This is a genomic window from Pseudomonas sp. THAF187a (assembly GCF_009363395.1).
Classification (GTDB): domain Bacteria; phylum Pseudomonadota; class Gammaproteobacteria; order Pseudomonadales; family Pseudomonadaceae; genus Aquipseudomonas; species Aquipseudomonas khazarica.
Map to the genome: position 1 here is coordinate 4,461,757 of NZ_CP045349.1, position 23,114 is coordinate 4,484,870.

The 23,114-nt window shown below is 67.6% G+C and carries 20 protein-coding genes and 1 riboswitch; of the genes, 12 read left to right on the forward strand and 8 right to left on the reverse strand.

Annotated features, from left to right (window positions below; genetic code table 11):
• Position 1: 1 nt before the first annotated feature.
• From FIV02_RS20780 to FIV02_RS20800, 5 genes are all read left to right on the forward strand, one after another.
• Positions 2-1,249, forward strand: coding sequence for a protein-glutamate O-methyltransferase CheR (locus FIV02_RS20780; RefSeq protein ID WP_152489678.1), 1,248 nt, complete (start codon positions 2-4; stop codon positions 1,247-1,249).
• Positions 1,242-1,922, forward strand: coding sequence for a chemotaxis protein CheW (locus tag FIV02_RS20785; protein WP_152489679.1), 681 nt, complete (start codon positions 1,242-1,244; stop codon positions 1,920-1,922). The genes FIV02_RS20780 and FIV02_RS20785 overlap by 8 nt, the downstream gene beginning before the upstream one ends.
• Complete coding sequence (locus tag FIV02_RS20790) at positions 1,919-4,186, forward strand: hybrid sensor histidine kinase/response regulator (protein WP_152489680.1); 2,268 nt, start codon at positions 1,919-1,921, stop codon at positions 4,184-4,186. The genes FIV02_RS20785 and FIV02_RS20790 overlap by 4 nt, the downstream gene beginning before the upstream one ends.
• Positions 4,183-5,187, forward strand: coding sequence for a chemotaxis response regulator protein-glutamate methylesterase (locus FIV02_RS20795; RefSeq protein WP_152489681.1), 1,005 nt, complete (start codon positions 4,183-4,185; stop codon positions 5,185-5,187). The genes FIV02_RS20790 and FIV02_RS20795 overlap by 4 nt, the downstream gene beginning before the upstream one ends.
• Before the next feature lie 62 nt (positions 5,188-5,249).
• Positions 5,250-6,278 carry a PleD family two-component system response regulator gene (locus FIV02_RS20800; protein WP_152489682.1) on the forward strand — a complete coding sequence of 343 codons (1,029 nt, stop codon included), beginning with the start codon at positions 5,250-5,252 and terminating at the stop codon, positions 6,276-6,278.
• Positions 6,279-6,282: 4 nt separating this feature from the next.
• Here FIV02_RS20800 and FIV02_RS20805 read toward each other — a convergent pair whose 3' ends face one another.
• Positions 6,283-7,158, reverse strand: a complete 876-nt coding sequence (locus FIV02_RS20805) for a DMT family transporter (RefSeq protein WP_037055833.1) — start codon at positions 7,156-7,158, stop codon at positions 6,283-6,285.
• Between the two features lie 188 nt (positions 7,159-7,346).
• Here FIV02_RS20805 and FIV02_RS20810 point away from each other — a divergent pair, with 188 nt between their 5' ends.
• The 7 genes from FIV02_RS20810 (at position 7,347) to FIV02_RS20840 (ending at position 18,062) form a co-directional block, all read left to right on the forward strand.
• Positions 7,347-8,117 carry a sulfite exporter TauE/SafE family protein gene (locus FIV02_RS20810; RefSeq protein ID WP_037055832.1) on the forward strand — a complete coding sequence of 257 codons (771 nt, stop codon included), beginning with the start codon at positions 7,347-7,349 and terminating at the stop codon, positions 8,115-8,117.
• Between the two features lie 188 nt (positions 8,118-8,305).
• Complete coding sequence (locus FIV02_RS20815; protein ID WP_037055831.1) at positions 8,306-8,548, forward strand: exodeoxyribonuclease VII small subunit; 243 nt, start codon at positions 8,306-8,308, stop codon at positions 8,546-8,548.
• Positions 8,545-9,432 (forward strand): polyprenyl synthetase family protein, encoded by an 888-nt coding sequence (locus tag FIV02_RS20820; RefSeq protein ID WP_152489683.1) that lies wholly within the window; start codon positions 8,545-8,547, stop codon positions 9,430-9,432. Before FIV02_RS20815 ends, FIV02_RS20820 begins: the two co-directional genes overlap by 4 nt.
• A gap of 141 nt (positions 9,433-9,573) precedes the next feature.
• Positions 9,574-12,846 (forward strand): carboxyl transferase domain-containing protein, encoded by a 3,273-nt coding sequence (locus tag FIV02_RS20825; protein ID WP_152489684.1) that lies wholly within the window; start codon positions 9,574-9,576, stop codon positions 12,844-12,846.
• A gap of 6 nt (positions 12,847-12,852) precedes the next feature.
• Complete coding sequence (locus FIV02_RS20830; RefSeq protein ID WP_152489685.1) at positions 12,853-13,803, forward strand: alpha/beta fold hydrolase; 951 nt, start codon at positions 12,853-12,855, stop codon at positions 13,801-13,803.
• An 82-nt stretch (positions 13,804-13,885) separates the two neighbouring features.
• Positions 13,886-15,787 carry a 1-deoxy-D-xylulose-5-phosphate synthase gene (dxs, locus tag FIV02_RS20835; RefSeq protein ID WP_037055825.1) on the forward strand — a complete coding sequence of 634 codons (1,902 nt, stop codon included), beginning with the start codon at positions 13,886-13,888 and terminating at the stop codon, positions 15,785-15,787.
• Between the two features lie 122 nt (positions 15,788-15,909).
• A riboswitch (cobalamin riboswitch) is annotated at positions 15,910-16,113 on the forward strand.
• 83 nt (positions 16,114-16,196) lie between these two features.
• Positions 16,197-18,062 (forward strand): TonB-dependent receptor domain-containing protein, encoded by a 1,866-nt coding sequence (locus tag FIV02_RS20840; RefSeq protein ID WP_152489686.1) that lies wholly within the window; start codon positions 16,197-16,199, stop codon positions 18,060-18,062.
• A gap of 178 nt (positions 18,063-18,240) precedes the next feature.
• On the opposite strand, the gene FIV02_RS20845 is transcribed toward FIV02_RS20840, so the two are convergent.
• From FIV02_RS20845 to thiL, 7 genes are all read right to left on the reverse strand, one after another.
• The gene (locus FIV02_RS20845; RefSeq protein ID WP_152489687.1) at positions 18,241-19,035 is read right to left on the reverse strand and encodes a cobalamin-binding protein; all 795 of its coding nucleotides are present in this window, start codon (positions 19,033-19,035) and stop codon (positions 18,241-18,243) included.
• Positions 19,035-19,448 carry an MFS transporter gene (locus FIV02_RS20850; RefSeq protein ID WP_152489688.1) on the reverse strand — a complete coding sequence of 138 codons (414 nt, stop codon included), beginning with the start codon at positions 19,446-19,448 and terminating at the stop codon, positions 19,035-19,037. Before FIV02_RS20850 ends, FIV02_RS20845 begins: the two co-directional genes overlap by 1 nt.
• Positions 19,445-20,065: a GTP cyclohydrolase II gene (gene ribA, locus FIV02_RS20855; protein WP_037055814.1), complete on the reverse strand. Its 621-nt coding sequence runs from the start codon at positions 20,063-20,065 to the stop codon at positions 19,445-19,447. Before ribA ends, FIV02_RS20850 begins: the two co-directional genes overlap by 4 nt.
• A gap of 124 nt (positions 20,066-20,189) precedes the next feature.
• Positions 20,190-20,834 (reverse strand): TIGR02281 family clan AA aspartic protease, encoded by a 645-nt coding sequence (locus FIV02_RS20860; RefSeq protein ID WP_152489689.1) that lies wholly within the window; start codon positions 20,832-20,834, stop codon positions 20,190-20,192.
• An 18-nt stretch (positions 20,835-20,852) separates the two neighbouring features.
• Positions 20,853-21,587, reverse strand: coding sequence for an ABC transporter substrate-binding protein (locus FIV02_RS20865; RefSeq protein ID WP_152489690.1), 735 nt, complete (start codon positions 21,585-21,587; stop codon positions 20,853-20,855).
• Between the two features lie 9 nt (positions 21,588-21,596).
• Positions 21,597-22,124 (reverse strand): phosphatidylglycerophosphatase A, encoded by a 528-nt coding sequence (locus tag FIV02_RS20870; RefSeq protein ID WP_037055806.1) that lies wholly within the window; start codon positions 22,122-22,124, stop codon positions 21,597-21,599.
• 15 nt (positions 22,125-22,139) lie between these two features.
• The gene (gene thiL / locus FIV02_RS20875; RefSeq protein WP_152489691.1) at positions 22,140-23,093 is read right to left on the reverse strand and encodes a thiamine-phosphate kinase; all 954 of its coding nucleotides are present in this window, start codon (positions 23,091-23,093) and stop codon (positions 22,140-22,142) included.
• Between the last annotated feature and the right edge of the window lie 21 nt (positions 23,094-23,114).

The window sequence follows — 23,114 nt, forward strand, 5'->3', positions numbered from 1 at the left end:
CATGATCGAGCATATCGAACGCCTGCTGAAGAGCCGCATCGGCCTGGACGCCGAATCGGTGGGGCGCAGCGTGATCGAACGTGCCGTGCGCCAGCGCATGAATCAGCTCGGCCAGGACGACCTGGAAGGCTACTGGACCACACTCGGCGGCTCGCCGCGCGAGCAGCAGGCCCTGGTCGAGGCGGTGGTGGTGCCGGAGACCTGGTTCTTCCGCTATCCGGAGTCGTTCAACGCACTCGCCAGCCTGGCCCTGGAGCGCCATGCGCAACTGCACGGCGCACGTCCGCTGCGCCTGATCAGCCTGCCCTGCTCCAGTGGCGAGGAACCCTGCTCGATCGCCATGACGCTGCTCGACAGCGGCCTCATGCCCCAGCAATTCCAGATCGACGCCCTGGACGTCAGTGACAAGGTGCTGGAGCAGGCCCGCGCCGGCCTCTACGGGCGCAATTCATTCCGCGGCGACGCCCTGGACTTTCGCCAACGCTACTTCCGCGAGCAGCCGGGTGGCGGTTTCCTCCTCGATGAGCGGGTGCGCAACTGCATCAGGCTGCGTACCGGCAACCTGCTCGACAGCAACCTGTTCGCGGGCGAGCCGGCCTATGACTTCATTTTCTGCCGCAACCTGCTGATCTATTTCGACCGTCCCACCCAGGTACGCGTGCTGGAGCTGCTCAAGCGCCAGCTGCAGGGCGACGGCATGCTGTTCATCGGCCCTGCCGAAGCCAGCCTGGCCAGCCAGAACGGCCTGCAGGCGCTGGGACGGCAACAGACCTTCGCCTTCCGCTTGGCCCCGGCCAAACCCGCCAGGAGCGTGCCCGGCCGGGGCGCCGTCAGCCGCGCGCGCCCGCTCCCGGCGCCGCAGATCCGCCCGCAGCCGCCGGCCAGGCCCCGCGCCACGCCCAAGGCCGTGGTCGCAGCCGTGCCCCAGGTCGCGGCGGTGGACATCTGGGCCGAAGTCGCCAGCCTGGCCAATGCCGGGCGCACCGACGAGGCGCGCCAGCGCAGCGAGCAGCACCTGCAACAGAGCGGCCCCAGCGCCACCGCCTATTACTGGCTGGGCCTGCTGAGCGACTCGGCAAGCCGCAGCGACCAGGCATGCGCCTACTACCGCAAGGCGATCTATCTCGAACCGCAGCACCGCGAAGCCCTGACGCACCTGGCCGCGCACCTGGAATCCCAGGGCGATCTGGCCGGCGCACAGCGCCTGTACCGACGCGCCCAGAACCCCGAGGTAGGCGAACGTGACTGACCACGACCTGCTCCAGAGCCAACCCGCCGTCGACGACTGCTGGAACCGTATCGGCGTGTTTGGCGACAAGCGCTGCGAGCGCTTGGAGCGCCACATCCACTGCCGCAACTGCGAGGTCTACGGGGCCGCCGCCATCGCCCTGCTCGACCGCTACGGCAGCAGCCTGGAGCGCGACGATGACGACTACGGCCAGGGCGAGGCGCAGGAACCCACTGGCGAGCAACGCTCACTGCTGATCTTCCGCCTCGGCGAACAATGGCTGGCCATCGCCACCCGCTGCCTGGCCGAGGTGATGCCGGTGTCGCCGATCCACAGCCTGCCGCACCGCAAGAGCGCCGGCCTGCTGGGCGTGACCAACGTGCGCGGCACGCTGGTCGCCTGCCTGTCGCTGAGCGAGCTGCTCGATCTCGAAACGGACGACAGCCGACAGGACGGCCAGCGCGTCATCCCGCGCATGCTGATCCTGGAAAGCGGCAGCGGGCCGCTGGTCGTGCCGGTCGACGAAGTCAGCGGCATCCAGAAAATCCCGCTGGCACGCATCAGCAATGCCAAGCAGGATGACAAGCGAACCATCAGCCGCTTCACTGCCGGTGTCCTGCAATGGCGGGGACAGAGCATCACCCTGCTGAACGACGAGCAGTTGCTGCAGAACATGATCGGGAGCCTCGCGTGACACCGGACCAGATGAGGGATGCATCGCTGCTCGACCTGTTCCGGCTGGAGGCCGAGGCGCAGAAGCAGGTACTCGATACCGGCCTGCTGATTCTCGAACGCGACCCGAGCAACGCCGGCCAGCTGGAAGCCTGCATGCGGGCCGCGCACTCGCTCAAGGGCGCCGCGCGCATCGTCGGCCTGGACCATGGCGTGCAGGTCGCGCATGCGATGGAGGACCTGCTGGTCGCCGCCCAGGAAGGCCTGCTGCGGTTGCTGCCGGAGCATATCGACGCCCTGCTGCAGGGGTCCGACCTGCTCCTGCGCATCGGCCAGGCGCAGCAGGATGCCGACCTGGAGGCGCGCATCGAGACCGTCACCAGCCGCTTGCAGGTGCTGCTTGGCAACGCCGTGCCGACGTTGCGCCTGCCGGCTACCAGCCCCGAGGCGCAGGAAACGCCTGCCGAGACGAGCGACGCCGCCGAGTCCGCCAGCGCACCGGCCAGCGCCACGCTCGAACCCGCCGTCCCGGAGGAGCGCACCAGCCGCGTGCTGCGGGTCTCGGCCGAGCGCTTCGACCACCTCATCGACCTCTCCGGCAAGTCGCTGGTGGAGTTCCAGCGCACCAAGCCGCTGAGCGAGTCGCTGCACCGCCTCAAGCGCCAGCAGGAGTCGGCCCGGCGCACCCTGGAAACCCTGCGCGAGCACCTGCTGGGCAGTGACCTGGACGCCACCGCCCAGGCGCTGTTCAACGAGAGCCGCAACCTGCTGATCGAGTGCCAGCAGCAGTTGCAGGGCCACCAGGAACTGTTCGACGACTTCGTCTGGCACGGTGGCCAGCGTACCCAGCAACTGTACGACCTGGCGCTGGCGTCGCGCATGCGCCCCTTCTCCGACGTGCTGACCGGACAGACGCGCATGCTGCGTGACCTGGGCCGCACGCTGGGCAAACAGATCCGCCTGGAGATCGAGGGCGAGAACACCCAGGTCGACCGCGACGTGCTGGAACGCCTGGAGGCGCCACTGACCCACCTGCTGCGCAACGCCGTCGACCATGGCATCGAGCCGCCCGCCTTGCGCTCGCGCAAAGGCAAGCCGGCAGAGGGCGTGGTGCAGCTGCGCGCACGTCACCATGCCGGCATGCTGGTGCTGGAGGTCAGCGATGACGGCGCCGGCATCGACCTGCAGCGCGTCGCCGAGGCCGTGGTCAAGCGGCGCTTCGCCTCCGCCGAGCAGGTCGAGCAGATGACCGAGGAAGAGCTGCTGGCCTTCCTCTTCCTGCCCGGGTTCAGCATGAGCCAGCAGGTCACCGAAGTGTCCGGTCGCGGTGTCGGCCTCGACGTGGTGCAGCACGAGATTCGCCGCATGCGTGGCAACGTGCGCCTGCTGCAGCAGCCGGACCAGGGCTGCCTGTTCCACCTCGAGCTGCCACTGACGCTGTCGGTGGTGCGCGCCCTGGTGGTGACCATCGGCGGCGAGGCCTACGCCTTCCCGCTGGCCCAGATCGAGCGCATGCTGCGTCTGCCGCGCAGCGCCATCGTCCAGCTCGAGGGCCGCCAGCACTTCTGGCTGGAGGACGAGCACGTCGGCCTGATCTCGGCGGCGCAGCTGCTGCAACGCCAGGAGAAACAGGACGATGACGACAGCATTCCCATCGTCCTGATTCGCGATCGCGAGCAGTACCACGGCCTGGCGGTGGAAGCCTTCCTCGGTGAATTCACCCTGGTGCTGATGCCGCTGGACGCGCGCCTGGGCAAGGTGCGTGACGTGGCCGCCGGCGCACTGCTGCACGATGGCACGCCGGTGCTGATCCTCGATGTCGATGACCTGCTCAACTCCGTGGGCAAGCTGCTCGGCACCGGCCATCTGGACCGCGTCGACCATGCCAGCAACGCCCGCCAGACGGTGAGCAAGCGCGTGCTGGTGGTGGACGATTCGCTGACCGTGCGCGAGCTGGAGCGCAAGCTGCTGCTCAGTCGCGGCTACCAGGTCTCGGTGGCGGTCGACGGCATGGACGGCTGGAACGCGTTGCGCGCCGAGCACTTCGACCTGCTGATCACCGATATCGACATGCCACGCATGGACGGCATCGAGCTGGTCACCCAGGTCCGTCAGGACCCTCGCCTGCGCACCCTGCCGGTGATGGTGGTGTCCTACAAGGACCGCGAAGAGGATCGCCGCCGCGGCCTGGAGGCCGGCGCCGATTACTACCTGGCCAAGGCGAGCTTCCACGACGAAGCCCTGCTGGACGCCGTGCAGACCCTGATCGGCGGAGCCCGCGAATGAGGATTGCCATCGCCAACGATATGCCGCTGGCCGTCGAGGCCCTGCGCCGCGCCCTGGCTGCGGAGCCGGAGTACGAGCTGATCTGGGTCGCCAGTGACGGCGAAGAAGCCGTGCGCCGCTGCCACGACGACCTGCCGGACCTGCTGCTGATGGACATGCTGATGCCGGGCATGGACGGCGTGGAAGCGACCCGGCGAATCATGCAGGACACGCCCTGCGCCATTCTCATCGTCACCTCCGATGTCGAGCGCAACATGGCGCGGGTGTTCGACGCCATGGGCGTCGGCGCACTCGATGTGGTCGCCGCCCCGTCACTCGGCCCGCAACTGGTGCTCGACGCCGCCAGCGTCCGGCGCAAGATCCACAACATCGCCTGGATGATCGGGCACAAGGCCTCGCGCACGGTCAAGCCGAGCGTCGTGCGCAAGAGCGACAACCGTGGCAAGCGCCTGGTCGCCATCGGCGCCTCGGCGGGTGGGCCGGCGTCGCTGGTGGAGCTGCTGCAACAGATTCCCGCCGACTTTCCCGCCAGCATCGTGCTGGTCCAGCACGTAGACGAGGTGTTCGCCGCTGGCATGGCCCAGTGGCTCGCCAGCGAGGCGCACATGCCGGTACGCCTGGCCCAGGAGGGCGAGGTCCTGCAACCGGGCGCGGTGCTGCTGGCCGGCACCAACAATCACCTGTACCTGGCCCCGGAAGGGCACCTGGTCTATCGACCGGAGCCGGTCGATCAGGTCTATCGGCCCTCTATCGATGTATTCTTCGAGAGCGTGGCCAGTCACTGGCGCGGCGAGGCCATCGGCGTGCTGCTGACCGGCATGGGCCGTGACGGCGCCCGAGGTCTGAAGCAGATGCGCGAACGCGGCTTTCACACCATCGCCCAGGACCAGGCCAGCAGCGCCGTCTATGGCATGCCCAAGGCCGCCGTGGCACTCGACGCAGCAACGGAAGTGCTGCCCCTGAAACGGATCGCGGCACGCCTGGTCGAGTGCCTGGGCTGAGAATGCCAATTGGCGGCCAGAGTCGCCGCCCCCTTAACGAACACACCGGCGGAGACGCATTTATGCAAGGGCCTCAAGACAATCCGATTCACCATCATGGCCTGCCCGACTATTCGATGATGGTGCTGCTGGTCGATGACCAGGCCATGATCGGCGAGGCCGTGCGGCGTGCGTTGAGCGAAGAGAGCGATATCGACTTCCACTTCTGCTCCGACCCGCAGCAGGCCCTGAGCGTGGCTCAGCAAATCAGGCCGACGGTGATCCTGCAGGACCTGATCATGCCTGGCGTCGACGGCCTCGAACTGCTCTCCCAGTACCGTACCGCTCCGGGCCTGCGCGACGTGCCGATCATCGTCCTGTCGACCAAGGAAGACCCCAAGGTCAAGAGCGCCGCCTTCGCCGCTGGCGCCAACGATTACCTGGTCAAGTTGCCGGACGTCATCGAGCTGCTGGCGCGCATTCGCTATCACTCGCGCTCCTACCTGACCCTGCTGCAACGCGACGAAGCCTACCGCGCCCTGCGCGAGAGCCAGCAGCAGCTGCTCGACACCAACCTGGTGCTGCAACGCCTGATCAAGTCCGATGGCCTCACCGCCCTGGCCAACCGCCGCTACTTCGACGAGTACCTGGAGATCGAGTGGAGCCGCGCGCAACGCGACCAGAGCGAGCTGTCGCTGCTGATGATCGACGTCGACTACTTCAAGGCCTACAACGACCAGCACGGCCACGTGGCCGGCGACGAAGTGCTGCGCCAGGTCGGCGAGACCCTGCGCAGCAGTTGCACCCGCGCCAGCGACCTGGCCGCGCGCTACGGTGGTGAGGAATTCGCCGTGATCATGCCGGGCACCGCCATGGGTGGCGCACGTCTGCAGGCGGAGAAGATCCGCCGTGCCGTCGAGGCCCTGGGCATCCCCCACGACCTGCCCAAGGCCGGCTCGTCGATCAGCATCAGCATCGGCGTCGCCACCATTCGCCCCTCGGCGGAGCGCGCCCCGCTGAGCCTGGTGATCAAGGCGGACGAAGGCCTGTACCTGGCCAAGCACAGCGGTCGCAACCAGGTGGCGCAGGCGAGCGACACGACTGAGCGCTGAGGCCTCAGCGGCGGCGGGTCTGCCAGGCTGCCGCCAGGCCGCTCAGGCAGATGATCAGAATGCCGATCAGGGTCGTGCTGTCGGGCGTGTGACCGAACACCAGCATGCCCAGCAGGCCGGCAAAGATGATCTGCGCGTAGCCGAAAGGGGCCAGCAATGCAGGCGCCGCATGCCGGAAGGCATGGGTCAGCAGCAGGTGCGCCGCCATGCCGAAACCGCCCAGCGCCAGCATCATCAGCCCATGGGTAAGACTAGGGACGTGCCAGAAGAACGGCACCAGCGCACTCATCACCAGGGTGTTGACCAGCCCGGCGAGAAAGTTGCTGGTGGTGGCGCTGTCCACCTCGCTCAGGCGCCGTGTCAGCAGCTGATAGAGGCTGAAACAAAAGGCAGCGCTGAACGGCAGCAGGACGGCGGGAGTGAACAGGTTGCCCCCCGGATGGACGATGACCAGCACGCCGACGAAGCCGACGCTGACCGCCAGCCACTGGCCCAGGCTGACGCGCTCACCGAGCAGCGGCACCGACAGCGCGGTGACCAGCAACGGCGCCAGGAAGATCACCGACGTCGCTTCCGCCAGGGGGATGAACATCAGCCCCGAGGTGAACAGCAGGCTGACGCCCAGCAGGCACAGCGCCCGGAGCACCTGCAGGCCGGGGCGCTTGGTGCGCAGCACGCGCAGCCCCGACTGCGGCAGGAAGATGCCCGCCATCAGCAGCGTATGCACCAGATAGCGCGCCCAGACGATCAGAATGATCGGGTAGAACCCCGAGAGGTACTTGGACATGGCGTCGTGGCTGGCGAACATGAACGTCGCCACGACCATGAGCGCGATCCCCTTGAAGGGGTGATTGGCGCCGGATAGCGGAAGGGAGGTCATTGGATACTCGACGCGCGGCGCGCCGCAAATGATTAGCAAGGCAACTAACTATAGGCCTGATGAAGGTCCCCGGCCAGCACCGTCGAGCACCTGTCCGCCCCGGCGCCACTTTGCGAGCGGACCTTGGTCGTACTTGGCTGACCGTACGGTCAGCCCTATGCTGCACTCTTTTTGTGCGAGCCTGCCCGATGTCCCTGTTCGATCTGCTGCTGTTGGCCCTCGCCGGTTTCGCCGCCGGCGGCATGAACGCCCTGGCGGGCGGTGGTACGTTCTTCTCCTTCCCCGCACTGCTCGCCGCCGGGCTGCCGCCGGTGACCGCCAACGCGACCAACGCGGTGGCGCTGTGGCCCGCCAGCCTGGCCGGCGCCTGGGCCGCGCGTGCCTCGCTGCGCCCGCTGGGCCGCTACCTGCTGCCGTTGCTGGGCGCAGGCCTGGCCGGGGGCCTGCTCGGCGGCCTGTTGCTGCTGGCCGGCGGCGACGATGTATTCCGCGTGCTGATCCCCTGGCTGCTGCTGGCCGCCACCGCACTGTTCGCCGCCAGCCCCTGGCTGGGGCGCGCACTGGCGGCGCGGCGCAAGGAGGCCGAGCATCCGCCCCACACGCCGCTGTCGCTGGGGGCGCATATCGGCGTGTCGATCTATGGCGGCTACTTCGGCGCCGGCATGGGCATCCTGCAACTGGCGGCCTTCTCCATCGAGGGGCATCCGCTGGCCCGTGCCAATGCACTGAAGAATCTGATTTCGGCCGTGATCTACAGCGTCGCCACCCTGACCTTCGTCATCGCCGGCCGCGTCAGCTGGTACGAGCTGGTCATCCTGCTCACCGGCGCCACCCTGGGTGGCTACGCAGGCGGCGCACTGGGCGAGAAACTGCCGCCCGCGCTGCTGCGCAGCTTCGTGATCCTGGTGGGCAGCGGCATGACCCTCTATTACTTCTGGAGCACCTACTTCTCCGCGTAATGAAGCGACTCCTTTGTAGGAGCGGCTTCAGCCGCGATGGCCGGTGGGTGCCTGGACAGCATCGCGGACAAAACAAAATGCCGCCCAGCCGCTCCTACAAGCGCCTATCGATCAGCCCCGCTGATTTGCCCGAGAGGCGCGGCTCTGCTAGTGTCGCGCCCGTTCCAGAATCAGCGAGAACCCGCGCCATGGCCCGCAAGAAAGCCGCTCCCGACTTCGAACACTCCCTTGCCGAACTGCAGACGCTGGTCGAGCGCCTGGAGAGCGGCGAGCTGTCGCTGGAGGATTCGCTGACCGCGTTCGAGCAAGGCATTGGCCTGACCCGCGAATGCCAGGCTTCGCTGGCCCAGGCCGAGCAGAAGGTGCAGATCCTCCTCGAACGCGATGGTGAATTGCAGGCCGCGCCGTTCGACACGGACGAACAGGCATGATCCCGAGCTACCAGAAGCGCTGCCAGAGCCGCGTCGACGCGGCGCTGGATGAACTGTTCCAGGCCCCGCGCGACGAACTCGAACGCCTCTACCAGGCCATGCGCTACAGCGTCATGAACGGCGGCAAGCGCGTGCGCCCGCTGCTGGTCTACGCCGCCTGCGAAGCCCTGCAAGGTGATATCGAACGAGCCGATGGTGCCGCCTGTGCGGTGGAGCTGATCCACGCCTATTCACTGGTCCACGACGACCTGCCGGCCATGGACGATGACGACCTGCGTCGCGGCCAGCCGACCACCCACAAGGCCTTCGACGAAGCCACCGCCATCCTCGCGGGCGACGGCCTGCAGAGCCTGGCCTTCGAGGTCCTCGCCGACCGCCGTCGCAACCCGCAGGACCCCGAGGTGCGCCTGCAGATGCTCAGTGCCCTGGGCGGTGCCGCCGGGCCGGCCGGTATGGTCGGCGGCCAGGCCATCGACCTCGGTTCGGTCGGGCAGAAGCTCGACCGCGAGGCGCTGGAGACCATGCACCGGCACAAGACCGGCGCCCTGATCGAAGCCAGCGTGCTGCTGGGTGCCCTGGCCAGCGGCAAGGCCGACGACCTCAGCCTCAAGGCCCTGCTGCAATATGCCCGCGCCATTGGCCTGGCCTTCCAGGTGCAGGACGACATCCTCGACGTGGAGAGCGACACCGCCACCCTGGGCAAGACCCAGGGCAAGGACGAGGCCCACGACAAGCCCACCTACCCGGCCCTGCTCGGCCTCGACGCCGCCAAGGTCTATGCCCTGGAGCTGCGCGACCAGGCGCTGCACGTGCTGCGCGCCTTCGGCAACAGCGCCGAACCGCTGCGCGAGCTGGCGCGCTACATCGTCGAGCGGCGCAGCTAGGCCGCTCTCGTGAAGGCGGCTGCCGCCGCGATCGCACCATCATTCTCATCTATGACCGCATGATCGCCGCATGAGGCTTGCTTTACCCCTGCGCCCAGCCTCCTAAGATGGCTCCATAACGACAAGACGTCTGGAGCCGCCATGCCCTTCCCCGCCCTGCTCATCGCCAACCGTGGCGAGATCGCCATCCGCATTGCCCAGGCCTGTGCCGATCTCGGCATCCGCTCGGTGGCGGTGTTCGCCGAGGACGACGCGGCCGGGCTGCATACGCGCAAGGCCGACCTCGCCGTGGCACTCGAGGGACGCGGGGTGGCCGCTTACCTGGACATGGACCAGCTGATCACCAGCGCCGTGGCGCACGGCTGCACGGCGATCCACCCCGGCTATGGTTTTCTCGCCGAGAATGCCGAGTTCGCCCGCCGCTGCCAGGCGGCAGGCCTGACCTTCATCGGCCCGACGGCGGAGACCCTGCAGCTGTTCGGCGACAAGGCGGCGGCCCGCGCGCTCGCCCAGCGCTGCGACGTGGCGCTGGTGCCCGGCCTCAACCACGCCGTCACCCTGGAGCAGGCCGAGGCCTTCTTGCGCGAGCACGGCAGCGTGATGCTCAAGGCCCTGGCCGGTGGCGGCGGGCGCGGCATGCGCGCGGTGGATGATCCGACGCAGCTGGCCGACGCCTTCGCCCGCTGCGCGTCGGAAGCCCTGGGCGCCTTCGGCAGCGGCGCGCTGTACGTGGAAAAACGCGTGTGCCGCGCCCGGCATATCGAGGTGCAGGTGCTCGGGGATGGCAGCGGTGCGGTCAGCCACCTGTGGGAGCGCGACTGCAGCCTGCAGCGGCGCCACCAGAAACTGGTGGAAATCGCTCCCAGCCCGGACCTGGACGCCAGCATCCGCGACGCCATCATCGCCAGTGCCCTGCGCCTGGCTGCCGAAGTGCGCTACCAGGGCATCGGCACCTTCGAGTTCCTCCTCGACCTCGACCAGCCGGGGCACTTCTACTTCATGGAAGCCAACCCGCGCGTGCAGGTGGAGCACACCGTCACCGAGCAGGTCACCGGCATCGACCTGCTGCACAGCCAACTGCACCTGGCCGCTGGCGCAAGCCTGGCCGAACTGGGCCTGCTCAGGCCGCCAGCAACAAACGGCTATGCCGTGCAGGTGCGCCTGAATCTGGAGTCGCTGCATGCCGATGGCAGCGCACGCCCGGCTGCCGGCGTGCTCAGCGCCTACCAGCCGCCGTCCGGTCCCGGCCTGCGCATCGACGGCTGCGGCTATGCCGGCTATGCCGTGAGCCCGGCCTACGATTCGCTGGTGGCCAAGCTGATCGCCAGCGCCAGCGACTACCCAGGCGCCCTGCGCCGCACCTATCGCGGGCTCTGCGAATTCCGCCTGGAAGGCGTGGCGAGCAACCTGCACCTGCTGCAGAACCTGCTGCAACGCGGCGAGGTACGCGCCAACCAGGTCGACACCACCTATGTCGAACGTCATCTGGACACGCTGCTGGCAGCCCGCGAGCAGGCCCATCCGCATCGCTACTTCACCGGCGCCCAGGCCGCCAGCGATACGCAACCGGAGGTCGATGCCCCGCCCGGCACCCTGGCGCTGCATGCATCCAGTGCTGGCGTGCTGGTCAGCCTCTCGGTGCGCGCCGGCGATGCCATCGCGGTGGGCCAGAACATCGCCGTGCTGGAGGCGATGAAGATGGAGTTCGAGGTCAAGGCCGAGCGCAGCGGCATCGTCCGCGCACTGGCCGTGACAGAGGGCAGCGCGGTGAGCGAGGGCCAGGCGTTGCTGTTCGTCGAACCGGCCGAGGTCGATGGCGGCGCGCTGCACGGCGAGCAGGCCATCGACCTGGCTCATGTCCGCGCCGACCTGGCCGAAGTGCTCGAACGCCATGCCCGCCTGACCGACGCCCGCCGCCCCGAGGCCGTGGCCAAGCGCCGCAGGACCGGCCAGCGCACCGTGCGCGAGAACCTGGCGGACCTGCTCGACGCCGACAGCTTCATCGAATACGGCGCCATGGCCCTCGCCGCCCAGCGCCGCCGACGCTCGCCCGAAGAACTGCTGGAACTGAGCCCGGCCGACGGCCTGGTTGCCGGCATCGGCACCGTGGGCGCAGAACGCTTCGGCAGCGAGGCGGCGCGCTGCATGGCCATCGCCTACGACTACACCGTGTTCGCCGGCACCCAGGGGGTGATGAATCACAAGAAGACCGACCGCATGCTGGCGCTGGCCGAACAATGGCGCCTGCCCGTGGTGCTGTTCGCCGAAGGCGGTGGCGGCCGGCCAGGCGATACCGATTTCGTCGGCGTGGCCGGGCTGGACTGCCACACCTTCGTCGCCATGGCCAAGCTCTCCGGCCTGGTGCCGACGGTAGGGGTCGTGTCGGGGCGCTGCTTCGCCGGCAACGCCGCGTTGCTCGGTTGCTGCGACGTGATCATCGCGACGCGCAATGCCAGCATCGGCATGGCCGGCCCGGCGATGATCGAAGGCGGCGGCCTGGGCAGTTTCAAACCCGAGCAGGTCGGCCCGAGCAGCGTGCAGGGTCCCAACGGGGTGATCGACGTGCTGGTGGAAGACGAAGCCGAGGCGGTCGCCGTGGCCAGGCAGTACCTGGGCTACTTCCAGGGAGCACTGAGCGACTGGCACGCCAGCGATAGCCGCGAACTGCGCCACGTGATCCCGGAAAACCGCCTGCGCGTGTACGACATGCGCCAGGTCATCGAACGGCTCGCCGACCAGCACAGCGTGCTGGAACTGCGCCGCCAGTTCGCCCCCGGGCTGATCACCGCGCTGATCCGCATCGAAGGCAAGCCCTTCGGCCTGATCGCCAACAACCCCGCGCACCTGGGCGGCGCCATCGATGCCGTGGCCGGTGACAAGGCCGCGCGCTTCCTGCAGCTGTGCGAGGCGCATGACCTGCCCGTAGTATCGCTGTGCGACACCCCCGGTTTCATGGTCGGCCCGGAAGCGGAGAAGCAGGCCACGGTGCGCCATGTCTCGCGCCTGTTCGTCACCGCCGCCAGCCTCACGGTGCCCTTCTTCACCCTGGTGCTGCGCAAGGGCTACGGCCTTGGTGCCCAGGCCATGGCAGCGGGCAGCTTCCACTCGCCGCTGTTCACCGCCGCCTGGCCCAGTGCCGAGTTCGGTGCCATGGGCCTGGAGGGAGCCGTGCGCCTGGGTTTCGCCAAGGAGCTGGCCGCCCAGCCGGACGAGGCCGCACGCCAGGCCCTGTTCGACAAGCTGGTGGCCAAGGCCTACGACAACGGCAAGGCCCTGAACATGGCCAGCTACCTGGAGATCGATGCCGTGATCGATCCGGCCGACAGCCGCGCCTGGCTGCTGCGTGGCCTCAATGCGGCGCCGCGCCCACCCCGGCGTGAGGGCAAGAAGCGTCCCTTCATCGACACCTGGTAAACACCCATGCACATCGAACATCGTCTGCTCGCCGTGAACGGCATCGAACTCAGCCTGTACAGCGCCGGTCCCGAGCACGGCCGGCCGGTGTGGCTGCTGCACGGCTTTCCCGAATGCTGGTACGCCTGGCACCCGCAGATCGAGGCGCTGGCCAGTGCCGGCTATCGCGTGTTCGCCCCGGAGATGCGCGGCTATGGCGCCAGCAGCGCGCCGAGCGATACCGCAGCCTACGACCTGCTCAGCCTGTGCGGCGACATCCAGGCGGCCATGGACCTGCTCGGCCAGTGCGAGGTCGCGGTGGTCGGCCATGACTGGGGCGCGCCGGTGGCCTGGCATCTGGCCCTGCTCGAGCCGCAACGGGTCAGGGCCCTGGGCGCACTGTCGGTGCCCTTCGGTGGCCGGCCGAAACGCCCGGCCATCGAGATGATGCGCGAGGCCTACGCCGGACGCTTCCACTACATCCTCTACTTCCAGCAGCCGGGGCTGGCCGAGGCCGAACTGGACGCGGACATCGGCCGCAGCCTGCGCCTGCTGCTCGGCGGCCTGGGCGATGCCCTGCTGGCAACGGAAAAACCGGCCGATGCGCGGCTGTTCGACGGCATGCCGGCCGACATCCCGCTGCCGCCCTGGTGCAGCGAGGCGACGTTCGCCCACTACCTGCGCACCTTCGAACGCCACGGGTTTCGTGGCGCGCTGAACTGGTACCGCAACTTCGAGCGCAACTGGCAACGCACCGAGCATCTGGCCGCACTTCAGGTGACGCAGCCAACGCTGTTCCTGCTCGGCGAGCACGACCCGGTCGGCCGTTTCGAGGCTCCGACGCTCAAGCGCATGGGCGACAAGGTGCCGCACCTGGAGCGCCACGACCTGCCGGGCGCCGGCCACTGGCTGCAGGCCGAGTGCGGCGAGCGGGTAAGCGAACTGCTGCTGGCGTTTCTCGCGCGGCACTACCGCTGACGGCGATCTGGTCAGCGGATTGGGCTGTTTTCCTGGCATCAGGTAAACTGCCGCATCTTTTACACCTATAACGATTCGCCTGATGCCGACCACTTTCCACGAGATCCCCCGCGAGCGCCCGCTGACGCCCTTGCTGGACAGCGCCAATACGCCGGACGAACTGCGTCGCCTGGCCGAAGCGGACCTGGAAACCCTCGCCGACGAGCTGCGCCAGTACCTGCTCTACAGCGTCGGCCAGAGTGGCGGTCACTTCGGTGCCGGCCTCGGCGTGATCGAACTGACCATCGCCCTGCACTACGTCTTCGATACGCCCGACGACCGCCTGGTGTGGGACGTCGGCCATCAGGCCTATCCGCACAAGATCCTCACCGGTCGCCGTGAGCGCATGGGCACGCTGCGCCAGCGTGACGGCCTGGCCGCCTTCCCGCGTCGCAGCGAGAGCGAGTACGACACCTTCGGCGTCGGCCACTCCAGCACCAGCATCAGTGCCGCCCTCGGCATGGCCATCGCCGCCCGCCTGAAGGGCGAGAAGCGCAAGAGCGTGGCGGTGATCGGCGATGGCGCGCTGACCGCCGGCATGGCCTTCGAAGCGCTCAACCATGCCACCGACGTCGGCGCCAACATGCTGGTGATCCTCAACGACAACGACATGTCGATCTCCAAGAACGTCGGCGGCCTGTCCAACTACCTGGCCAAGATCATCTCCAGCCGCACCTACGCCAGCATGCGCGAAGGCAGCAAGAAGATGCTCTCGCGCCTGCCCGGTGCCTGGGAAATCGCGCGCAAGGTCGAGGAGCACGCCAAGGGCATGCTGGTGCCCGGCACCCTGTTCGAGGAGCTGGGCTGGAACTACGTCGGCCCCATCGACGGCCACGACCTGCCGACCCTGCTGGCCACCCTGCGCAACATGCGCGACCTGGACGGCCCGCAGTTCCTCCACGTGGTGACCAAGAAGGGCAAGGGCTTCGCGCCGGCCGAGGCCGACCCGATCGGCTATCACGCCATCACCAAGCTGGAGCCGGTGACGCCGCCGGCCGCAGCGCTCTCCAGCCCGAAGCGGCCGAGCGGCCCGAAGTACTCCAACGTGTTCGGCCAGTGGCTGTGCGACATGGCCGAGGCCGATGAGCGCCTGGTCGGCATCACCCCGGCGATGAAGGAAGGCTCCGACCTGGTGGCCTTCAGCGAGCGTTTCCCCGAGCGCTACTTCGATGTCGCCATCGCCGAACAGCATGCCGTGACCCTGGCGGCCGGCATGGCCTGCGAGGGCGCCAAGCCGGTGGTGGCGATCTACTCCACCTTCCTCCAGCGCGCCTATGACCAGCTGATCCATGACGTGGCCGTGCAGCACCTCGACGTGCTGTTCGCCATCGACCGCGCCGGCCTGGTCGGCGAAGACGGCCCGACCCATGCCGGCAGCTTCGACCTGTCGTACCTGCGCTGCATCCCCGGCATGCTGGTGATGACGCCGAGCGACGAGAACGAGATGCGCCGCATGCTCACCACCGGCCACCTGTTCGACGGCCCGGCAGCCGTGCGCTACCCGCGTGGCACCGGCCCCAACGCCCCGCTCGATGCGGGCCTCGAACCGCTGGAAATCGGCAAGGCCGTGGTCCGCCGCCAGGGCAAGCGCGTCGCTCTGCTGGCCTTCGGCGTGCAACTGGCCGAAGCCCTGCGGGTTGGCGAAACGCTGGACGCCAGCGTGGTCGACATGCGCTTCGTCAAACCGCTGGACGAGGCCCTGCTGCGTGAGCTGGCCGACAGCCATGAGCTGCTGGTGACCCTCGAGGAAAACGCCGTGATGGGCGGTGCCGGCAGCGCGGTCAGTGAATTCTTCGCCGCCGAGAACCGCCAGGTGTCGATGCTGCACCTCGGCCTGCCGGACTACTACGTCGAGCATGCCAAGCCCAGCCAGATGCTCGCCGAGTGCGGCCTGGACGATGCCGGCATCGAACGCGCGGTGCGCGAACGCCTGAACCTGCTCTGAGCATGAGCCCCGCTCATCGCCGAATGAGCCGGGCTTGCTTGTCATGCCGCTGCGCGCGCACTAAGGTGCGCGCACTTCATGTTCCGCCAGGGTGCGCTGCGCAAGCGGCGTCAGCAAGCCGTTGAAAAAACGCCAACGCAGGTAGTTTTCAACGGTCTGCTGAACGGGAAGTCGGTGCGCTCTCCATGAGCAATCCCGACGCTGCCCCCGCAACGGTAATCGACTGCAAGCATCACGCTTGCCCCTATCCAACCGCCACTGGGAGCCCCCGGGAAGGCGGATAGGGGTCGAGAGCCCGGAGACCGGCCAAGGCGGATCGACTGGTGTTGCGGAGGGCAGCACGGTCAAGCGCCGCCCACGCGCTGGCTGCTGTCCTCCTCGAAAGTCTGCCGACCTTGAGGAAATCATCATGAGAGCGTCTCGCCTGGCCCTGGCCATTGCCGTCCTGCCTGGCCTGTCACTGGCCAGCGAACCCTACGTGGCCGAGCCCCTGGTCATCACCTCGGGCCGCATGCCCGAACCACAAGCCCAGGCCACGGCGGCCACCACCGTGTTCGAGCGAGCGGATATCGAGCGTTTGCAGGTCAGCAGCGTTGCAGAGCTGCTGCAGCGCGTTCCCGGTCTTAGCGTCGTCCGCACTGGCGGTACTGGCAGCCAGACGGGTGTGTTTCTGCGCGGCACCAGCACGGCACAAACGCTGGTGCTGGTCGATGGCCAACGCATCGCCGCGGCATCCAGTGGTACCAGCAGCCTGGAATTTCTCGCCCCCGAGCAGATCGAGCGTATCGAGGTCGTACGTGGCGCCCGTTCGGCACTCTACGGCTCCGACGCAATCGGTGGTGTGATACAGATTTTCACCCGCAAGGGCGATGATCAGGGGCTCGCCCCTTACGTGCGCCTGGCAGCCGGTAGCGACAGTACCTACCAGCGCAGCCTTGGTCTTTCCGGGGGCGATCAGCACACCCGCTTTCACCTGGGCGCTGCACTGGACGAGACAGCCGGTATCGATGCGACCCGCGACGGTTTCGGCGCCAATGGCGACGACGATGCCTACCGCAACCGCTCACTGAGCCTGAGTCTGTCGCACCGCTTCGATGACAGCCTGCAGATCGGCTTCAACCTGCTCGACCAGCGTGGCCAGGTGGAGTACGACGATGTCTTCAGCGGCTCGCTACCGACTACCGACTACCTGCTCAGCAGTGTTTCCGGCTTCATCGACGCACAGCTCAGCGATGGCTGGAGCAGTCGCCTGGAGCTGGGCCACAGCGAAGACAAACGCGATAGCGGCAATGATCAGCCGGGTGGCTCAGTCAGCCAGTTCAACACATACCGTGACGCCGCTAACTGGCTGAACACGCTGACACTCACCGAAAACCATCAGTTGCTGCTGGGCTTGGACTGGTACGAGGATCGAGCCCAGGGCACCACGGACTTCGTCGAGGATTCGCGCTGGAACCGCGCAGCCTTCATCCAGCATCGTTACAGCGGGGAAAACTTTTCCACCGAGATCGGCTTGCGCCATGACGACAACCAGCAGTTCGGCCACGAAAACACCTGGAATGCGGCACTGACTCTGCCGCTGGGCAACGCCAACGACCTGATTCTGTCGTATAGCGAAGGCTTCCGCGCGCCAACCTTCAATGACCTGTATTACCCGGACTTCTGCTTCGGCAGCATGTGTTTCCCCAGCGCTAACCCCGAGCTAACCCCGGAACGCTCCAGGAGCTACGAACTGCAATGGCGCAGCCGGTACAGCGACACAGGCTCGCTGCAGGCCTCCGTGTACCGAACCGAGATCGAAGATGCCATCGTTCTGGACGAGAACTTCATTCCGCAGAACGTTCAGACTGCCCGGATCAATGGCTTCGAGGCCTCAGTGCAGCAGGAACTGTTCGGCTGGCAAGGCAACCTGGCCCTGTCCCTGATCGACCCGCGCGATCGCGACAGCGGTCATACCCTGCAGCGTCGCGCCAAACGCACGCTGACGCTGGATATCGACCGCCGCTTCGGTGACGTGTCGATTGGCGCTGGCTGGCGTGCGCTCAGTGGTCGTTACGACGATGCCGAGAACCAGATCAGGATGAGCGGCTACGGCCTGCTCAGCCTGCGCGCAGCCTGGCAGGCCACCCAGGAACTGGGGCTGAGCCTGAAGCTGGATAACCTGCTGGACCGGGACTACGCAGAAGCCACGTACAGCACGCCCAACGGGCGCTTCGGCTACAACAGTGCCGGACGCACCGCACTGTTCGCCGTAACTTGGACGCCGCAGATCTGATGTCGATGCACAGCCCGCGTAGGGTGGGTTAGCGGCGCCGAACGCCAATCTGGCAAGCGCCGATGAACGGGAGCGCCGCGTAACCCAGCAGCGATGGAACGCATGGCAGCGGTGGTGGGTTAGCGCCACATCGAGCGCAGCCAAGTCTGCCTGCAGAAGCACTTTACATCCCGTGGCACTAACGCGCCCCGGCCATCCGCTCGCACAGCTGCTCGATCGCCCCGAGCATCTGCAGACTGGGCCGTTCCAGGCCCTTGTCCGGCACCGTCCATACCTGGCCCTGGCGCACAGCATGCAGTTGCGGCCAGGCCTGCCAGGCGCTCAGCTCGGCATTGCTGCCGCCCAGGATGATGTCCGGATCGCGCGCCAGCACGGCCTCCACGCTGACCTGTGGCGCCGGCTGCGGCAGCTCGGCGAAGAGGTTCCGTGCGCCGCACACCTGCAGCGCATCGCCGATCAACTGTTCGCCACCGATGGTGTACAGCGGCTGATGCCAGATCTGATAGAACACCGCCAGCGGTCGTTCGCGCCGATAGCGCTGACGCAGCGCCGCCAGCCGCTCGCGAAACTCTGCGGCCAGCCGTTCGCCCTGCTCCGCCCGGCCCACTCGCTGGCCAATCTGCACGAAGGCATCACCCAGCAGGTCGAGGCGGGCCGGTTCGATCACCAGCAGCGGGATGTCGAAACGCTGCAACTGCGCCTGCTGTGCCGGCGGCACGCTGCCCGGGGCAATCAGGATCAGGTCGGGGGCGAGCTGCAGCAGGCGTTCGAATTCGAGCTGACCATAACGGCCAACCGTCGGCAGATGGGCCACGCCGGCGGGCTGCTGCTCCCCTTCGAGCACACCGACCAGCCGGTCGCCAGCGCCCAGGTCGAGCATGATTTCGCTGAGCGAAGGCGCCAGACTGATCACCCGCTCGGCAGCCGGCAGTGGTAGCGCCAGCACGCACAGGGTCAGCAGCAGCGTGCGCATCAGCCCAGTTGGCGGGGAATGCGATAGAGGCAGTGCAGCACGATGGACGACAGCGCCAGCAGCATCAGGGGAATCGCCTCGAGCCCGGCGAGTACCGCCAGCGCCGCGATCCAGGCGGGCAACGCGGCAGCGAGCAGCGCCCGCAGGCGCACACGATCCAGCTCCAGCCAGGCAGCCGCTTCGTCATCGCTGTCGAGGGCCTTCTCGGTGGCCACCAGGGCGCGCTTGTAGGCGGCGAACAGCGGCAGGCTGACGAACATCGAAGCCAGGCCAGCGACGAACAGCGGCATGGTCAGCACCGTGGTGCTCCCGCCGCCGAACAGCAGGTTGAACACGACAAGCGGCGCCAGTGCGACGCCCAGCTGACGCCACCAGGCCAGCGCCAGGCGGCGCTTCACCTGGCCTCGGGTCACAGGCTTTCCTCAGTCTCGCCCTGGTGCTGGTTGCCCAGCATGTGGCCGAGCTTGCCGGCCTTGGTGGCGAGATAACGCTTGTTGTAGGGGTTGTGCGCGATCTGCAGCGGCACACGGTGATCCACGGCGATGCCCATGTCGCCCAGGGCTTTCACCTTGCGCGGGTTGTTGGTCATCAGCTTGAGGCTCTGGATGCCCAGGTGTTCGAGCATCGGCAGGCAGATCGCGTAGTCGCGCTGGTCGGCACCGAAGCCCAGGCGCTCGTTGGCCTCAACGGTATCGGCGCCACCGTCCTGCAGCTCATAGGCGCGAATCTTGTTCAGCAGGCCGATGCCACGGCCTTCCTGACGCAGATAGAGCAGCACGCCACGGCCTTCATTGGCGATGGCCTGCAATGCCGCCTGCAGCTGAGCCCCGCAGTCGCAGCGCAGGCTGAACAGGGCGTCACCGGTCAGGCATTCGGAATGCAGCCGCCCCAGCACCGGTGCGCCGTCGGCCACTTCGCCGAAGGTCAGAGCAACGTGCTCCTTGCCGGTCGCTTCATCGAGGAAGCCGTGCATGGTGAACACACCGAAGGGGGTGGGCAGTTGGGAGGCGGCGACAAACACGACGGACACCGGATACTCCTAGCAATGAGTACGAAACAGGGCCGGCATTGTATCAGCAGCCCCCGCTGGCAGGTCAGTCAGAATTGCCGATCATCAGTATCGAGAGAAATGATCGACTATCCCGGCGCTGGGCTCAGTGCTTCGACTCCAGCACCAGCATGCCCTGCTCCTCGCGCCAGCCAACCCGTCCGAGGAAGCTCATGCCCAGCAGGGCATCGCTGGGCGCGCTGCCCTCGAGCACCACGGCCTCGACGCCAAGCACCTCGAGATCGCCGACCTTGACCCGGTCGAGCGTCACCCGCCAGCCACGGGTGACGCCGCTGGCGGTGCTGACCTGCATGGGGCGCCCGGAAACCCGGTAGTCGATCCCCAGGCGCCTGGCATGCGCATCGTTGAGCGCGATGCTGGTGGCGCCGGTATCGACCAGAAACTGCACCGTCTGACCGTTGACCGACCCCGCGACCCAATAGTGGCCGCCAATGCCCTTGGCGATGCTCAGGCGCTTGCGCACCGGCTCGGCGAACCCGGCGCTGTATTCACGGCTGAGCGGATACATGCGCTCGACGCCGTCCACGCGCAGCAGCGCGCCCTGCTTGTCGACGTTGACCACCTGGACGCCGCCCGGGCCGGTCTGCCCGACGCGCACCATCTTGCGCTGGCCATCGACGTTGAGCACCGCCGCCCCCGGAAACAGGCCGACCACCTGCACCTGCGAAGCAGCCCAGGCAAGGCCCGAGCACGACAGCACGAGGGCGACAAGACAGTGGCGTAGCAGCATGAGCAGTGGTCTCCCGGCTCAGTCGAATGGGTAAGGTTGATGCCAGTGCGTGAAGATCGGCCGCAGCTCGCCACTGGCGATCAGCGCGGCCATGCGCCGGTCATACAGCTCGGCCAGGGCGTGACCACGCGGCGTGTCGGCAAAGCCGAGGAACAACGGCAGGCGGGTCAGCTCGGTCAGGCGATAACGCTCCGGATGGCTGGCAGCCTTGAGCACGTACTCGGCCTCGGGACGCGCATCGATGTAGAAGTCCGCATGCCCGAGGTCGAGCATGCCGAGAATACCGCCACGCCGCTGCACTTCCCGGTAATCGTGCACATTCGGCAGATATTCCTGATATTCGTAGCCACGCACCCAGACCAGCCGATACTGGCCGAGGCTCTCCAGCGTCGGTACCGGCTTGTCCTCGAGGCCCAGCGCGACGATACGGTCGGTGTCGTAATGGTGCTTGGGGTAGAACACCTTGTCCTCGACCTCATCCCGGTAGGAGCCGACCCAGGCATCGGCCTCGTTGCGTTGCACCAGTCCCACCGAACGGGTGTAGGGCACGCTGTGGATGGCCAGGCTCACGCCCTCCGGCTCGAAGACCTTGCGCATGATGTCCCAGCCCAGGCCCGTACCATCCGCCTCGGTGTACGCCTCCCAGACCTCGCTGGCCAGACGTATCTCGTGCGGCAGATCATCCCGAGCCTGGGCGCAGGTCATGCTGCCCAGCATCAGCAGCAGGCCCAGCCATCCGTGTCTAATCCGCATCGCAGCCCCTCAGAAACCCAGCACGGCCCCATACCTGTCCCAGCCCCAGACCAGCCCCTGCATGGCCAGCCAGGCGAACACCCCGGCGATGATGTCGTCGAGCATGATGCCCACACCACCGTGCACGTGGCGGTCGATCCAGCGGATCGGCCAGGGTTTGACGATGTCGAACAGGCGGAACATGAGAAAGCCTAGCAGCAACCAGAGCCAACCCTCGGGCACCAGCCAGAGGGTGATCCACATGCCGACCATTTCGTCCCAGACGATGCCCTCGTGGTCATGCACACGCAGGTCATCGGCGACCTTGCCGCACAGCCAGAAGCCGAACAGCATGGTCACCCCGAGCATCAGCCAGTAGCCCCAGTCGGGCAGCATCTGCCACAGCGGCACGAACGGCAGCGCCACCAGCGAGCCCCAGGTGCCGGGCGCCTTGGGCAGGGTTCCGGAGCCGAAGCCGAAGGCGATGAAATGCCAGGGATTGCGCCATACCGAGGGCGGCACGTATTCGGCGGGAACCTGGTTGGGGTGATCGGTCACGCGCACTCCGTCCTGTCAGAAATGTTGGTAGCCGCCACGTGGCGACTCGATGGGCTGGCCGTTCGCATCCAGCAACTGCACGCCACTGCCCGCCAGCACGCGGCCGATGGCCCGGACCTCGGGCCAGTCTGCCTGCAGCTCGTCGAACAAGGCTGGCGGTAGGGTAAAGGCCAGGCGGTAGTCGTCGCCACCACTGAGCGCGCAGACCCGCGCCTGCTCCTCGCCGGCGAAAGCACGCAGCGGCGCCGACAATGGCAGCCGCTCCAGCTCGATCTGCAAGGCGACCTGCGACGCGCTGGCGATGTGTCCGCAATCGGCGAGCAGGCCATCGGAAATATCCAGCGCCGCCGTGGCACGCCCGCGCAGCGCCTGGCCGAGGGCCAGCTGCGGCTGCGGTGACCAGTAGCGGGCCAGCAACGCTGCGCCACTGTCGCCCCCCGCCTCGCGCTGCCCGAGCACCAGCGGCAAGGCACCGGCGGCATCGCCCAGCTCACCGCCCACGCAGAGCAGGTCGCCGACCTGTGCGCCGCTGCGCAGTAGCGCCTGCCCGGCCGGCACGCGGCCGAACACGGTCAGTGTCAGGCTCAGCGGCCCGCGCGTGGTGTCGCCACCGACCAGCGCCAGCGCGCAGTCCTGCGCCATGACCTGCAGGCCACGGGCAAAGTCGGCCAGCCAGGCATCGCTGGCATCCGGCAGGGTGATGGCGAGGGTGAACGCCAGTGGCGTAGCGCCCATGGCGGCCAGGTCACTGGCAGACACGGCCAGCGCGCGCTGGCCGAGCAGGAAGGCATCGCAGGCCTCGGGGAAGTGCACCCCGGCAACCAGCGTGTCGGTGGAGATCGCCAGCTGTTCGCCGGCAGGCACGCTCAGCAGCGCGCAGTCATCACCGATGCCGCGCACCACGCCATCACCCTGTCGGGCACACAGGGCGCTGGCGAAGTAGCGGCGGATCAGCTCGAACTCACCCACAGTGCATTCCCCATGGGCGCG